This window comes from Nostoc sp. NMS7 (assembly GCF_017115085.1).
Lineage (GTDB): Bacteria > Cyanobacteriota > Cyanobacteriia > Cyanobacteriales > Nostocaceae > Nostoc.
Genome location: NZ_JABXKJ010000185.1, coordinates 12,598 through 28,026, shown reverse-complemented (window position 1 = coordinate 28,026; position 15,429 = coordinate 12,598). Strand labels below are relative to the sequence as shown.

At 41.8% G+C, this 15,429-nt stretch carries 14 protein-coding genes and 1 pseudogene; 7 read left to right on the top strand and 8 right to left on the bottom strand.

Features of this window, described 5'->3' with window-relative positions; genetic code table 11:
- The first annotated feature begins 63 nt into the window (after positions 1-63).
- Together HWQ38_RS20435 and HWQ38_RS20430 are read left to right on the top strand one after the other, a co-directional pair.
- On the top strand, positions 64-969 hold the full coding sequence (locus HWQ38_RS20435) for an SMP-30/gluconolactonase/LRE family protein (RefSeq protein WP_292797054.1): 906 nt from the start codon (positions 64-66) through the stop codon (positions 967-969).
- A complete protein-coding gene (locus HWQ38_RS20430; RefSeq protein ID WP_292797052.1) occupies positions 966-1,532 on the top strand; it encodes a DoxX family protein in 567 nt (188 codons plus the stop codon). The genes HWQ38_RS20435 and HWQ38_RS20430 overlap by 4 nt, the downstream gene beginning before the upstream one ends.
- 323 nt (positions 1,533-1,855) lie before the next feature.
- Here HWQ38_RS20430 and HWQ38_RS20425 read toward each other — a convergent pair whose 3' ends face one another.
- Positions 1,856-2,818 (bottom strand): VOC family protein, encoded by a 963-nt coding sequence (locus tag HWQ38_RS20425; protein WP_292797049.1) that lies wholly within the window; start codon positions 2,816-2,818, stop codon positions 1,856-1,858.
- A 582-nt stretch (positions 2,819-3,400) separates the two neighbouring features.
- Here HWQ38_RS20425 and HWQ38_RS20420 point away from each other — a divergent pair.
- The 5 genes from HWQ38_RS20420 to HWQ38_RS20400 all read left to right on the top strand — a co-directional run bounded on the left by HWQ38_RS20420 (position 3,401) and on the right by HWQ38_RS20400 (position 10,390).
- A complete protein-coding gene (locus HWQ38_RS20420; protein WP_292797046.1) occupies positions 3,401-4,213 on the top strand; it encodes an SDR family oxidoreductase in 813 nt (270 codons plus the stop codon).
- 156 nt (positions 4,214-4,369) lie between these two features.
- Entirely contained in the window at positions 4,370-6,490 is a 2,121-nt protein-coding gene (locus HWQ38_RS20415; protein ID WP_292797043.1) for a glycogen debranching N-terminal domain-containing protein, read from the top strand.
- 15 nt (positions 6,491-6,505) lie between these two features.
- A complete protein-coding gene (locus HWQ38_RS20410) occupies positions 6,506-7,444 on the top strand; it encodes a cation diffusion facilitator family transporter (RefSeq protein WP_292797041.1) in 939 nt (312 codons plus the stop codon).
- A 54-nt stretch (positions 7,445-7,498) separates the two neighbouring features.
- Positions 7,499-9,895, top strand: coding sequence for a glycoside hydrolase family 15 protein (locus HWQ38_RS20405; protein WP_292797039.1), 2,397 nt, complete (start codon positions 7,499-7,501; stop codon positions 9,893-9,895).
- A gap of 36 nt (positions 9,896-9,931) precedes the next feature.
- Positions 9,932-10,390 carry a cupin domain-containing protein gene (locus tag HWQ38_RS20400; RefSeq protein ID WP_292797037.1) on the top strand — a complete coding sequence of 153 codons (459 nt, stop codon included), beginning with the start codon at positions 9,932-9,934 and terminating at the stop codon, positions 10,388-10,390.
- 547 nt (positions 10,391-10,937) lie between these two features.
- Here the strand turns inward: HWQ38_RS20400 and HWQ38_RS20395 are convergent.
- The 7 genes and pseudogenes from HWQ38_RS20395 to aroC all read right to left on the bottom strand — a co-directional run bounded on the left by HWQ38_RS20395 (position 10,938) and on the right by aroC (position 15,394).
- A complete protein-coding gene (locus tag HWQ38_RS20395) occupies positions 10,938-11,573 on the bottom strand; it encodes a restriction endonuclease subunit R (protein WP_292797034.1) in 636 nt (211 codons plus the stop codon).
- A gap of 29 nt (positions 11,574-11,602) precedes the next feature.
- Positions 11,603-12,991 carry a histidine--tRNA ligase gene (gene hisS, locus HWQ38_RS20390; RefSeq protein WP_292797031.1) on the bottom strand — a complete coding sequence of 463 codons (1,389 nt, stop codon included), beginning with the start codon at positions 12,989-12,991 and terminating at the stop codon, positions 11,603-11,605.
- A 138-nt stretch (positions 12,992-13,129) separates the two neighbouring features.
- A complete protein-coding gene (locus HWQ38_RS20385) occupies positions 13,130-13,576 on the bottom strand; it encodes a DUF3598 family protein (protein ID WP_292797029.1) in 447 nt (148 codons plus the stop codon).
- 129 nt (positions 13,577-13,705) lie between these two features.
- A pseudogene (locus tag HWQ38_RS20380) lies at positions 13,706-13,855 on the bottom strand (3-phosphoshikimate 1-carboxyvinyltransferase); the annotation flags it as partial.
- A 36-nt stretch (positions 13,856-13,891) separates the two neighbouring features.
- A complete protein-coding gene (locus tag HWQ38_RS20375; protein ID WP_366933332.1) occupies positions 13,892-14,023 on the bottom strand; it encodes a hypothetical protein in 132 nt (43 codons plus the stop codon).
- Entirely contained in the window at positions 14,004-14,195 is a 192-nt protein-coding gene (locus HWQ38_RS20370) for a hypothetical protein (protein ID WP_292797021.1), read from the bottom strand. The genes HWQ38_RS20375 and HWQ38_RS20370 overlap by 20 nt, the downstream gene beginning before the upstream one ends.
- A gap of 110 nt (positions 14,196-14,305) precedes the next feature.
- Positions 14,306-15,394, bottom strand: a complete 1,089-nt coding sequence (gene aroC / locus HWQ38_RS20365) for a chorismate synthase (RefSeq protein WP_292797018.1) — start codon at positions 15,392-15,394, stop codon at positions 14,306-14,308.
- Positions 15,395-15,429: the final 35 nt, after the last annotated feature.

The following is a 15,429-nucleotide window of genomic DNA, read 5'->3' as shown; positions in this document are numbered from 1 at the left end:
TTTAATATTAACTTGAACCGACTATTTATCGCCAGTAAGCAAGTTAAATAATAAGATATTCCTATGCCTGAAGCCATTGAGATTTATGACGATCGCATGTCTGCCTTAGTACGCCCAGGTGCTTCACTCCAGGAGCTAGCCAACGGTGCAGTCCATAGCGAAGGCCCTGTTTACTTCCACGAAGATGACAGTATTGTGTGGAGTGATGCTCACGGCAACCGCCTGTTGCACTGGAGTCCTACCAACAAGGTCAGTGTCCTCCGAGATCCGTCTGATTACCAAAGCGGTAATTACCGCGATTTGGAGGGTCGTCTGGTTGGATGTTCCTCCGGTCTGCGTGCGATTATCCGACGCGAACATGATGGTGAGTGGAAGGTTTTAGTCGATCGCTACCAGGGCAAACGCCTTAACAGTCCAAATGATTTGGTAGTCAAAAGTGACAACACAATTTGGTTCACCGATCCGCCCTATGGTATCACTGAGCCGAACCAAGGTTACGGCGGCGAACAAGAGCAACCGGGAAGTTACGTATATCGCTTCGATCCGGCTAGTGGTGAGATTTATCCGGTAGTAACAGACATGGTGCGCCCGAATGGACTGGCTTTCAGTCCAGATGAAAGCCTTTTGTATGTTTCAGATACAGCTGGGTTTAATATTCCTGGTGGACCTCATCATCTTCGCGTCTACGAGGTTGGGGATGATCACCATCTGAAGAATGGCCGCGTTTTCTGTGTCATCGATCCAGGACAACCGGATGGACTGCGGGTTGATCAACATGGCAACATTTTTACTAGTTCTCAAGACAGTGTGCAGGTATACGCCCCCGATGGAACTCAGTTGGGAAAAATTCTTGTGCCAGAGATCAGCACTAATCTAACTTTCGGTGGAAAGGCACGCGATCGCCTTTTGATCACAGCCGGTCATTCCTTATATGTTATCGACCTGAATACCCGTGGTGTACAACTATGATTTATCAATTTGGGCTGGGTGTAGCGTTAAGCGAAGCTATTCCGAAGGAACTCGCCTTTTTTCTAGCTGAATTTAATTACCCACAACTAGGGTTAAACTTGTTAAGTTCACTTTCTCCTGTGTATCCTGACGGATTTCCCGGATTAGCACTTTTACTACTAAGAGTTAGTCTTGGCGGGTTGTTTATACTACACGGTTATCCAAAAATAATGCACCTGCGACGCTGGGCTAAGGCTCTAAAAATGCCTGTCTTTCTTTGCTTTTTATCAGCTGCGTCGATGTTAGGTGGCGGAATTTTTCTCATAATTGGATTCCTCACCCTCTTAGCAACCTTGCCAATTCTCGGCTCAATGATTTATGCGATATATTTAGATATTTCTGGAAGTAAGCCTTTTGTAGCCCAAGATCCCTACTTAATTCCTGAAGAACAGTATCAGGGACCTTTAGGAAAAGGTGAACCGCCAAGTTGGGAAAAAGCGTTTATGTACTGCGTTATGCTGATTGCGATCGCAGTTTTAGGCCCTGGTGCTTATTCGCTGGATGCTTTAATTTTTGGACGATGAATCATCGTTAATAACTGTCATCAAAATCATCAGAATTCTTAACCTGTTCTTGCCAAAAACCTGTAACTCTGGGTTCTAATACATCTTCACTACTCATCACCATCGAGCCATGATTTAAACCCGCTTTTTCAACTGTAGACTCTGCTTTAGACGTAATTTCTAGAGATGTCTATTGTGTGAGAAAATCAAGGCTTAAATCCGCTTCCTATAGGACTCGTATTTGATTTTTGAAAAAAATCAGTACACCGCAAAAAGGCTTCTTCCTTACTCCCCACTCCCTGTCTACGCAAATAATTTCAAAAATCAAAGCAGACTGCTATATATCAGGATTCTGCAATTAGCAAGATTGCATGTCCATCAGGATCTTTAACTAAACACCCCTTACGATAAAGACTTGCACTATCAGTAAACTGCACAATCCGCGATGACACAAACTCAACCCCATTCTGCCGCAGTATCTCTACTGCTTGCTCAATCTCATTGACAACAAGTTCAATTTGCACCTTCGCAATATCGTAACTTTTCCAGTCACTCGGTATAGGACGGCCTTTTCCAGGCAAAATATAGTCTAACAGTTCAATTCCCATACCATCTTGAACAGTTCGAAGTGCTGTAATTCGGACTTTCGCTCCTGGTAAATTATCCAAGCGAGTTTGGGTTGACTGCCAATTAAGACTGCGGTTATCAATTTGCATTCCCAGGAGGTCACAGTAAAAGTGTAGACTTTGCTCGGTGTTAGAAACTGCGATTGCACTATGATCAATTCCCAAAAATAAGCGATGGCTGTTTTGATGCCATTTATCTTTTCCTTTATCAGGCGGAAACCAAATTAACTCTAAATCATGACCGTCAGGGTCTTTAAACTTGAAAGCGCGGACACCAGCAGATGCTTCATTATCAGGTGGCATTGTCTGGGGAGAAAGTGAAATTGGTTGAATGGGAAATGAACGTAAGTGAGCATAAGCGCGATCCATATCACTCACCACAATCGCCAGATGTTGAAACCACAGATCATTACTTTGTGAATCGCTGGGGATGGGTTTACCCTGAATGTTGAGATACTCCATCAACTCAATAAGTTCATCACCTAGTCGTAAAGTGATAATGCGAATTTTTGCCCCAGCCACATCTTGTAGATCGCTGTAATCCTGTCCTTCAACAGTGATGTCGGAGACTAGTTGAAAACCAAGCGCTTCTTTATAGAAATCCAAAGAGCTATCGCAGTTTGTCACAGTTAATCCAATAGCTCGAATTCTTTGTACCTGTATATACGTTTCATTAAGCATCTTCGACAGCCTCTATACTTACAATTAAGGGCAGGCAGACCTAATGCAATTGATAAATTGCCTCTACTTTAAATGCGGATAAAATAACTTAATGTTCTTATATGGTTTTCTTCTTTAGGTCATTTAGATTGATTAACTAAGAATTTCACCTTAACTAATAACCCAAGTCTGAATATACCATAAATCTTTCTTGAGATTGATATGGCAATCATATTTGATTTGTGAGAATTGCAAGCCGCATATCCCAGACTTCTCAAAGAAGTCTGGGATCTTGTTTATCATGATTCAGGATTGTTATATTAGCTTGAAAATTCAAGCTTTACAAATCTGAAAAAATAAAGACATACTCTTGTCACAGAAATGACAAATAGTTGAAATATTAGTCAGTAAAAAAATATACTGTTTATCTTTCTCTAGATAGATTAGAAAACTCCTCGATATTTCTTAAAATCCAGAAAGGAAAAGTTTTTCTTCTTGAATCTATAATTTAGCGATTATGACAATCTAAATTCCCAAGGTAATACTACGCCCAGAAACCAAAATTCTCATCCAAATGCAAGTTTGAAGAATATCGAAAGCATTATGAGCTATTCCCCTTACTTACTCAAAGGTCAAAAAGCACTTGTGACGGGTGCTAGTTCTGGCATTGGTGAAGCGATCGCTCGCTATTTAGCTTTATCAGGTGCAGCTGTAGCTGTCAACTATCATTCTGAAGCCGAATCAGCCCAAAAACTTGTTGATGATATCAAAGCCGCTAATGGTGAAGCATTTGCCATTCAAGCTGATGTCAGCAAAGAAGACGAAATAAAGGCGATGTTCAGCCAGACACTCCAGCAATTCGGCACTCTTGACATTTTAATAAACAATGCGGGTCTTCAAAAAGATTCACCCTTTGTAGATATGACCCTTGACCAATGGAATACAGTCATCGGGGTGAACCTGACAGGACAATTCTTATGTGCCAGGGAAGCTGCAAAAGAATTCTTACGTCGAGGCGTACAGCCCGATATTTCATCTGCCGCAGGTAAGATTATTTGTATAAGTTCAGTGCATCAGGTAATTCCTTGGGCAGGTCATGTTAATTATGCCGCAAGTAAGGGCGGTATAAATATGATGATGCAAAGTATTGCTCAAGAACTTGCACCCCACAAAATTCGCGTTAATAGTATTGCCCCTGGTGCAATCAAAACTCCAATTAATAAATCAGCTTGGGATACTCCAGAAGCAGAGGAGAAGTTACTAAAACTGATTCCAGCCAAACGTGTGGGAGATGTAGAAGATATCGCCAAAGCAGCAGTTTGGTTGGCTTCTGATGATTCTGATTATGTTAATGGTATAACACTGTTTGTAGACGGTGGTATGACCTTGTACCCCGGTTTTACAGAGAATGGCTAAAATAATTCGTAATACTTCTCTACGAGAGGCTGCGCCAACGGCTGCGCTCAGTACAAGTTCGTAATTAAGTTTTGTAACTGGAATTTAGAAAGAGCCACAAAACTTGCTGCTTGTTAGAAGCGGGGGAATTAAAATCACATAATTGGCTAATTGAGAATGCCTACAAAAGTTACTGTCAATCCTGGTTTGATAACCATCAACGATGGTTCCTCTTTTCTAGTAACAGCTAGTGATGGTTCCATCGACGAAAATTTAGCTCAAGGTTTTTTTGTTTGGGACACACGCCTAATTTCTTACTACGAAATTTCTCTGAATCGCTACCCCCTTTCGCTGCTAGCCTCTAGCAATATCACCCATCATAATGCGCTTTACCAATTCACCAACCCGCAACTTACTACTATCAATAGCTCTTTACCTCCAGGTAGTTTGCTTGTAACTGTTCGGCGTGACATAGTGGAAGGTATGCATGAAGATATTGATATAACTAACTATCACAATGAAGTTGTTAAGTTTCAATTAATGCTAGCTGTGCGCTCAGATTTTGCGGACATTTTTGATGTCAAATCACAGCAACTCTTGACGCGGGGTGAAACAGAAACCAGATGGGAAAATGGTGTACTCAGAACTGAATATCGGAACGGTTCTTTCTTCCGAGGTATTGTGATTGAACCAGTTTGTGGTACTTCTGAGCCACGCTATGCCAATGGTCGTTTAATGTTTGATGTAGCGATCGCTCCTGGCAAAACATGGCACACTTGTATCAACTTTACAGCCTTAGCTGATGGAAATGTCTTCAAACCTCAAGACACCTGTGCTGTACCTTACAATACAAAAGCCGGAAAAGTCAGGGATGAGTTTCTAATTAATGCCACAAAGTTGCGATCGTCTAATGCTGAAATTGCCGAATATTATCAGCAAGCGATCGCGGATATGGGAGCGCTACGGATTGAGGTGGATGATAATGGGCATCAATTTTGGATGCCTGCTGCTGGTATTCCTTGGTTTGTCGCCGTTTTTGGCCGCGACTCAATAATTGCTAGCTTGCAAGCGATCGCAGTTTATCATGAATTTGCCCGTGGCACGTTGCTAAAACTGGCTCAACTCCAGGCAACTGAGTTGGATGATTGGCACGATGCCCAACCAGGCAAAATGCTGCACGAAATGCGGCGCGATGAGTTAACCACACTAAACTTACTTCCATATCATCCCTATTACGGAACAGTAGATACTACCATCCTTTGGATTGTTACTTTATCTGAAGCCTATAACTGGAACGCCGACCTCAGTATGCTTGATGAGTGCCGAGAACCACTGGAAAAGGCGCTAAATTGGATTGATAAATACGGCGACTTGGACGGGGATGGATTTGTTGAGTACTTAACTCATTCGTCAAAAGGATTACGCAATCAAGGTTGGAAAGATTCGGGTGACGCAATAGTTTACCCAAATGGTGAGTTAGTTGAGCCGCCAATCGCTTTATGTGAAGTCCAAGGCTACGTTTATGATGCGTGGCTGAGGGCAGCTTTAATTTATGAAGTCTGGGGCGAAAAAGAACAAGCGAAAAAGCTGCGTCAAAAAGCCGAAGAACTTTATCAACGATTTAACGATCGCTTTTGGATGGAATCAGTTGGCTTTTACTGTTTAGGATTAGACGATAAAAAGCAGCAAATTCAATCAATTACCTCAAATCCGGGTCATTTGCTCTGGTCTGGTATCGTCCCAGAGGAACGAGCAAAAAAACTTGTTAACCGACTTTTTCAACCAGATATGTGGTGTGGTTGGGGTGTGCGGACTCTTTCATCTGAAAATCTGGCATATAACCCAATTAGTTATCAACGCGGTAGTGTTTGGCCTCATGATAACTCGATCATCGCTGCTGGATTAAAAAAGTATGGCTATCACAAAGAAGCTAACCGCATTGCTGAGGGGATTTTTGCTGCTGCTAGTTATTTTCAAGCTGGGCGAATGCCAGAATTGTTTGCGGGAATTGATCGCCAAGATGATAACTTTCCAGTCCCCTACCCAGACGCTAATATACCCCAGGCTTGGGCTGCTGGTTCAATTTTCTTACTGATTCGTACCATTTTAGGACTCAAAGCTGATGCCTCAAAACAACAGTTAAAAGTACAGCCCTCACTCCCAGATTACTTACCGGATTTAGAACTCACAAATTTGTCTGTGGGAGACGCTACGGTGGGATTGCGCTTTTGGCGCGATGGCGAACAAACCCAATGGGAAGTTACCCATCTCGATGGTGAATTAGAAGTTTATAGATAATTATGATTTACTCTTATGCCATCTGATTCATCTAATAAAGCTATATTTGCGGCGATGGGTGCTAACTTAGCGATCGCTATTACTAAATTTCTTGCCGCCTCTGTTACTGGCAGTTCTGCCATGATATCTGAAGGGATTCATTCAGTTGTAGATACTGTTGATCAACTGGTACTTTTGCTGGGAATTCGCAGGAGCCAAAAGCCAGCAGATGCTAGCCATCCCTTTGGTTATGGTCAAGAACTTTACTTCTGGACTTTCATCGTTGCTCTCCTCGTCTTTGCCATTGGCGGCGGTATGTCAATTTACCAAGGAATCATTCATTTAATTAATCCCAGTCCTTTAGAAGACCCAAAATGGAATTATATTGTGTTAACAATAGCAATATTATTGGAGGGTTTTTCTTGGATTGTAGCTTTAAGAGAGTTTTTGCCAACCAAGGGGAAACAAAATTTTTGGCAAGCAATCAAAAATAGTAAAGACCCCACAGTATTGACAATATTATTGGAGGATACTGCGGCAATTTTAGGTTTAATCGTTGCCTTCATCGGAATCTTCTTAGGACATTTATTTAATAATGTTTATTTGGATGGCATTGCCTCGATTATCATTGGTATTATCTTGGCTATAGTAGCAGTGGTACTAGCGACAGAAAGTAAAGGATTATTAGTTGGTGAAAGTGCTGCTCCTAAAACTATAGCTAATATCCGTTCTTTGTCAAAAACCGAACCAGGAGTCAAAGAAGTTATCCGTATACTAACAATGCAGCTGGCTCCACAGGAAGTATTACTCAACTTAGAAATTCAATTTACTCAAAATCTGACAGGTGAAGAAATAGCATTAACTGTAGAAAGTTTAGAAATAAAAATTCGCCAAATGCATCCTGAAATAAAACAAATTTTTATTGAAGCCAAATCCTTAAGTGCGGCTCGCAGATATTTTCAACCTTCCGAATAAATATCAAACACAGCATTTTTAAATAGTAGTTAAAGCTGATAGGTACAATAAATTATGGTAAAAATTCTTGGTCAAGGACAGGCTTTTGGCTCACCGGGTATTGAGCCTCGATGGACTCAGGCGAATAAAGATGGAGTCGGAACAGCTTACTCTACCTCTAGTAACATTTGGTTTACTATCTGGAACGGTGTTGTCACTGAAATCTACCATCCCACAGTAGACAAACCCCAAATTCGGGATTTGCAGTATCTAATTTCTGACGGGAAAAGCTTTTTTCACGAAGAGAAACGGCATCTCGAATCAAAAATTGAACCGATGTGGACTCATGGTTTAGGATATCGCATCACTAATTCCGATCCACAAGGGCGTTATGCCGTAATCAAAGAAGTGATTGCCGACCCGCATTTATCCTGTATTTTACAACACACGAAATTAACAGGAGAGTCCGAGTTTATCTCCCAACTCCAGCTATACGCCTTGTGTGCGCCACATCTGGAAGTTAGCGGCAGAGGTAATAATGGTTACGTCATAGAAGTTGCTGGACATCAGATTTTAACGGCCGAGAAACAAGGAACATGGCTGGCGATGGGTGCAACAGTTCCCTTTACCCATCTTTCTTGTGGTTACGTCGGTGAAAGTGATGGCTGGACAGACCTAGCTGATAATTTTCAGATGGATTGGGAGTTTGATAGTGCTGTGGATGGCAACATTGCTCTGACTGGAAAACTAAATTTAGATAGCACTAAAGAGTTTACTTTAGGACTGGCGTTTGGGACAAATCTGCACAATGCAATTTCCACACTCTTTCAGTCGCTAAATATTCCTTTTGAACAGCAGAAGCAGCTATATAACGAACAGTGGAAGCGATCGCGCGATCGCATCAAACCATTAGAAAATGTTTCTTATGATCAGGGTAAGTTGTATCACAACAGCATTAGTTTGTTGTTAGCACATGAAGACAAAATTTACCCTGGTGCTTTAATTGCCTCTCTGGCTATCCCTTGGGGTGAAGCCAAAGACGACCAAGACCAAGGAGGATATCACCTTGTCTGGACGCGGGATATGGTTAGCAGTGTATCAGGTTTAGTGGCAGCTGGGGAAACAGCGACAGCAGTGCGATCGCTCATTTATCTTGCTACTAGTCAGCAACAAGATGGCGGTTTTCCCCAAAACTTCTGGGTTGATGGTAAACCTTACTGGACAGGTATCCAGCTTGATGAGGTGGCGTTTCCCATTCTGTTAGCATGGTTATTGCACCAACAGAAAACTTGTTTACACTTTGATATATATCCGATGGTTCTGCGGGCGGCGGGTTATTTAATTCGTCACGGCCCGGCGACTCAAGAAGAACGCTGGGAAGAAAATAGCGGTTATTCACCATCAACACTAGCATCCAATATTGCCGCCTTAATCTGTGCTGCTCAATTTGTTCGTGAACGTGAGGATGAAGCAACAGCAAAGTTTATCGAAGAGTACGCTGACTTTTTAGAATCTCACATCGAAGCTTGGACAGTTACTACTGAAGGAACTTTAGTTCCTGGCATCAAACGCCATTATATCCGAATTACTCCTTCAGATATTAATAATCCTCAACCCAACGAAAATCCTAACCAAGGAACTCTTTTTATCAGCAGTCAACCTCCTGGTGAACCGGCAGAATTTCCGGCAAAGGAAATTGTTGATGCCGGATTTCTGCAATTGGTACGCTATGGAATTCGTCAACCAGATGACCCAATTATCGTTGATTCCGTGAAAGTAATTGATGCAGTCTTGAAAGTAGATACAGCCGTTGGGCCTTGTTGGCATCGTTACAACCACGACGGCTATGGTCAGCAAGAAGATGGTAGTGCTTATATCGGTTCGGGTAAGGGACGTGCTTGGCCTCTTTTGACAGGAGAACGAGGACATTATGAACTGGCTGCTGGCGGCGATGTCAAAACATATATCAAAGCGATGGAAGGATTTGCTTCAGACACTTCTTTGCTACCAGAACAGGTTTGGGATGAGGCAGATACACCGAAAATCCATATGTATTTAGGAAAACCAACAGGTTCTGCTATGCCTTTAATGTGGGCGCATGCAGAGTATATCAAGCTGCTACGGTCAAATAATGACGGTCAGGTGTTTGATTTTATTCCAGAGGTGGCAAATCGATATTTGGGCGAAAGACAAGAGTGTAAATCATTGGAAATTTGGAAGTTTAACCGACAAATTAGCCAAGTTAAAAAAGGTTATTCATTGCGAATTCATGCTTTAGCATCTTTTCAATTGCACTGGTCAGATGATAATTGGCAAAGCGTGAAAGATACGCCTTCTACTTCCACAAAGTTAGGAGTGAATTTTGTCGATATCTCTGTTTGTGATCAGCAGCAACAGCCAATCAGCTTTACCTTTTTTTGGATTGAAAGCAGTAAATGGGAACAACGCAATTATATCGTTACAGTTGATTAGTAACAATTACTACCACAATAAACAAGAGCCATTTTTATGCCGAATAACTCATCACCCAAACCAACAATTGACTACTGGCACGTCTGGACTGACCACGACGGTATAAGTCACCAGTCTCGTTGTCAAATTGAGGACTTCATCGAGAAAGGCATAGCTCCAGATACCTCGCCCCAGTGGCTTTCTAAGTTGAAGCAGTCTGGTGCTACAATCACCTTTACTGTGCTACCCGTGGGATGGGTTGGCAACTGGCATGAGAACCCAAAGCCCCAATGGATCATCCCGCTGTCGGGACGATGGTTTGTGGAGACTATGGACGGACAGCGAGTCGAGATGGGTCCTGGCGAAATTTCATTTGGAGAAGACCAGGGTACAAAAGCAGACACTCAAGGTCATAAAGGTCACTTATCTGGAACAGTAGGCGATGCGCCAGCTGTTCTAATAATGGTGCAACTCGAAGAGACTCCGACTATAGGGCAATCCTGTCGTTTTAGGTAATACCGTTTCACTTTAATAATCATACAAATAGGTTGGTAGGGGCACAGAAAAAGCTCATTGGTGTCAACTTAAGCCAAAACCCTTTTAAAACCTCGTTTCCAGCCAGAGGCTAAAAATGCTGCTCGTTGCGGCTCTGCCGCAAGTCTTGAGGCGGCAGCCCTCAAGGACGAGCATTAAGAGTCGGAGACTCTTAACGAGACAATCTTAAAAGCTGCTTATAGACTGGCTTTCACGTTAAGTTGACACGCATGAGCATTGCTGTGCCCCTACGATAAATCTGTATGTATAAAACCTCGTTTCCAGCCTCTGGCTGGAAATGCACCTCATTGCGGTGCCGCAAGTCTTGAGGCGGAGCCTCCAGTATGCATTCCCAGTCAGAGACTGGGAACGAGATAATCTGTAAAAGCTGTTTCTAGACTAACTTTCACGTTAAGTTGACACGTATGAGCTTTTTCTGTCCCAACCTAGAGATATTATTAAGTGTTTAACCGAACCTGATATTACACAAAAGCAACGTATTTTAGTCATGGCGAGGGAAGCAAAGCATTTAAAGCTGACAAATTGCTTTTAGAGCCTGTAATAACTGACTTGAACGCTCTCTTTCCATTAAATTTAATTCTGGCAACAGGTAATAAATCGGAGGATTTCCTTGTTCAATATAGACAAACTGATAACTTCTACCATTAGTTGTTAATCCCCAAACTGATTTTTGATTATCTAAATCTTTATAAGCATAAGTGAGTAGCTGAGGTAAACCTGTTGATATATCAATCTGACTATTTTTCGATTCAATTAACAATACCCAAAAATATGTTTGAAGTTTTGGATGTTGAGCTTTACTAACAGCTAAAATATCAAATCTTCCTTTAATTTTGATATCTTCATCTTCAACTTCAATATCAGCAATATTTTCCTCTAAAACAATCTCGATAGGATAACGATAAAAACCAGCTAATCTTAGTAAAGGGGCAACTGCAAGAAACTTTACCTGACCTTCAGAAACTTTGCCTGCTGTAAGGTATCTATCAAAGTCATGCTGAATTTGCTTGAGTTCTTGCTGTTCTGCTTGCGTGAGAGGTTCCAAAGATAAGTAGTTAGAAAATGAGTCATTATACTGTTTTTGAAAGCCAAACAAACGCTGAACTTCTTCTAAGGATAAATTACGAGCGTTGAGAATTGTCATATATTTTTGGTTAGAACTTTTGTAGTTTCTTAGCCAAGCCTTCTTTTAACTTCCTCAGCCAAATCTACCAGTAGCACTTCTACTTGCTCACCTGTTTTCAAATCTTTCAGCGAGGACTTTTCTGTTGCTGCTTCCTCAGAACCAATAATTACACAAAATTGAATTCCTTGTTTGTCAGCTAGTTGAAATTGTTTACCCAAAGGGCGCTTGTCAAAGTTAGTTATCACATTAATCCCAGCCTGACGCAGATGTTGAGAAACTTTTAAATAAATTGGCATTAAATCATCTTGCATATTCACTACCATCACCTGGGCTGGTGTAGCAGCTAAGGTACTAAGAATTCCAGCTTTTAGTAAACGACTAATTAAGCGAGTTAAGCCGATAGAAATGCCTACACCCGGCATTTTTTCACCCAAGAATACTCCGACTAATTCTTCATATCTACCGCCAGAACAAATACTACCTAAAGCTTCATGTCCTAATAAGGTTGTTTCGTAAACAGTGCCTGTATAGTAATCAAGACCACGGGCAATAGATAAATCAATACAGAAACGATTTTCGGCAACTCCGAGATTACGCACGCCTGCAATTACCGTTTCTAATTCGGTAACTCCCAGGCTCAATTGCTCAGTTTCTGATAGATTTTCTGCGAGGTGATTGAGCTTATCTAATACTTCATCAACCGAACCATCAATTTTAATAAAATCAATAATATTTTGCGCCTGTTCTGCTAAAATACCTTCTTTTTCTAAATCTTGTTTTACCTTAGTTTCACCAACTTTTTCGAGAGTATCAACGATACCAATACAGGATTTAATTTGGTTTTCAGGAATTCCCACTGACTTAAAGAAACCAGTCAGAACTTTGCGATTATTGATGCGAATTAGAAAATCACCAATATTAATTGCTTCAAATATCTCAGTGATAATTGCAGGCATTTGAGCATCATAGAGCAAGCTGAGTTCCCGACGGGCAACTACATCAATATCACACTGGCGAAACTGACGAAAACGCCCATCTTTTGCCCGTTCTCCCCGAAAAACTACATCCATTTGATAGCGAGCAAAGGGAAAGGTTAATTCATTCAAATGACGGGCAATATAAGCCGCCAAAGGAACTGTTTGATCAAACTTTAAAGCTCTTGCTTCCGAACCAGTTTCACCCGATTTATCTCTCTCGGCTTGTCGATTTGGTGGCAGGATGGGATCAATGCCATAGATGATATTGTCGCCTTGATTTCCTTTAGCTTGCAGTACTTCTAAACGTTCTACAGCAGGTGTTTCGATGGGCGTAAATCCATAGCTTTCAAAAACTCTACGGATGATATCTAGTAAATATAATTCTAGACGCTTTTCACTAGGAATAAATTCTGGAAAACCGCTAGGAGTAGAGAAGTTGATTTTGTCACCTTTGGCCATGCGTATACCTTACTAAGTTTAAATTTGAGATGAGCATCTCACTTTTGTAGAAAGTTCTTTAAACCTCACCCCAACCCTCTCCTTATTAAGGAGAGGGAGCAGAAATCTTGTTTCCCTGCTTGCTAAGGGGAGAACTTACTATCTTAGCCGTTCTTCTTGAATTAGGGTGCGTTGAAAGATTTGATTATTCTTAAACCAATGCCAAGTGCGGGCACGATTGTTATTGTCAGGACTAATGTAGATCATTTCATATAAGCTCATTTCTGGGTTTGTCTTATAACTAAACCACAAAATAACAACTGAATCATCGACTTCCCAAGCTTTTCCTTGAATACGATCGGTGTCAAACCAGAGCTTATTATCTTTATAGGTTCCGGGAAATTCATGCTCCTCTTGTTTACCATCAGACCACTTGTAGCGATTTATTTGGTAGTAGGGATGAAGGCCATTTTCTGGAAATTGACAACTTAAGTGAGACTCATGCTTGTCAAGGATTTTTCCTGCTGTATCAATTAATGTATAAGTTCCTACCCAATCTCCTTCATGACGGGCAAGTACAGGCATTCCTTCTCGAATATTTGACATTGCAATTCACCTTTTATTGTTCTAACATCTGGAAAAATCGAGTAAAGTAATCGGGAAAAGTTTTCGCTGTACAACCAGAGTCTTTTATTACAATGCCTGGAACCTTTAAGCCAGTGACAGCAAATGCCAGTCTTCACTAAATAAGGCATTTTCTAAAATCGAGTCACCTGGCACTAAGTCCGCAACAAGTAATGCCCGATTGGTAATACTTTTAGAAACAGAAATTTCTACTGTGGCATCTACTGAGCGATTCAGAACAGGGATTGCAATGGTATCCATTTTAAACCTCTGTGCAGATAGTCAGCTACAACTTAATTATGTTCGCATATTATGAGTGGGGAAGGTATCAAAGACGGCTTTAATCATCGCTGGCGTAAATTCTTTAGAAGATAAACTGGCAAAACCAGTACCACGCGCTGCCATGACATCACTGTGGCCGCCAAAAATTGAGAGGGCTTGCGCGGGTAGCGATCTCCTCTAGAGAAGGTGCGGAGACTGGCGCTGATACCAAGGATGCGATCGCTGACTCAATTTCTGCTCCTGGTTCAGGAAAGGTTTCCCGACGGTTAAAGCGGTCTACAATTACTCCAGCAAATAGAGAAACTACAATGCCAGGCAATAGGGCAAAGAAACCAACTAAATAAGCTTAGGCACTCGCGTATAAGTAGATAGGGCGAGTCAGATACCCACCCCAGGAAAATAAATATTTTTTAGAAGTCAATGTAGTGCCTACAAGACCTTACACTGCCCATGATGCCGTAACAAATGGTCACATAGCACCAACGCTACCATTGCCTCAACCATTGGAACTGCACGCGGCAATACACAAGGATCATGGCGTCCTTTGGCTGCTAATAGTGTTTCTTCGCCCTCACGAGTTACAGTTTTCTGCTCTTTTCTAATTGTTGCTGTCGGCTTAAATGCAACTCGCAAAATGATATTTTCCCCGTTGGAAATACCGCCTTGAATACCACCAGAACGGTTTGTTAATGTGCGGATTTCACCATTTTGATCAATATAAAATTCGTCGTTATGCTCAATTCCCGTTAGTAGCGTTCCGCCAAAACCGGAACCAATTTCAAAGCCCTTGCTAGCAGGGAGAGACATTACACCCTTAGCGATATCAGCTTCCAATTTATCAAATACTGGTTCGCCCAAACCTTTCGGCACATTTCGCGCCACGCATTCGACGACACCGCCGATAGAATCACCTTGTCTACCTGTTTGCTCAATTAATTCAATCATGCGATCGCAGCATTCAGCATCGGGACAACGGACGATATTGCTTTCCACTTGTTCTAAGGTGACAGTATTTGGATCAACTACACCTTCCAAATCTTTGATGCGCTTAACGTAAGCGATAATTTCGACATTGGCGACTTGACGGAGAATTTTTTTAGCGATCGCACCTGCTGCGACTCTTCCAATTGTCTCACGCGCTGACGACCTACCCCCACCTTGCCAATTGCGAATCCCATATTTTGCATCATAAGTTGCATCCGCGTGAGAAGGTCGATATTTCTGGGACATCTCGTCGTAATCTTGGGGACGAGTATCTTGATTACGTACCAAAATTCCTATAGGCGTTCCTAGTGTTTTGCCTTCAAATACCCCTGATAAAATCTCGCAGGTATCCGCTTCTTTGCGAGGGGTAGTAATTTTACTTTGTCCCGGACGCCTTCTATCTAGTTCTGCTTGAATTTCTTCTGCCGAAATTTCTAGTTGTGGAGGACAACCATCAATCACAACTCCCACACCGCCGCCGTGAGACTCGCCAAAAGTAGTTATCCGAAATAGATCACCAAAAGTGTTGCCCATGATTTTGACGAAAAAGGATGAGGCTTATGTATTTT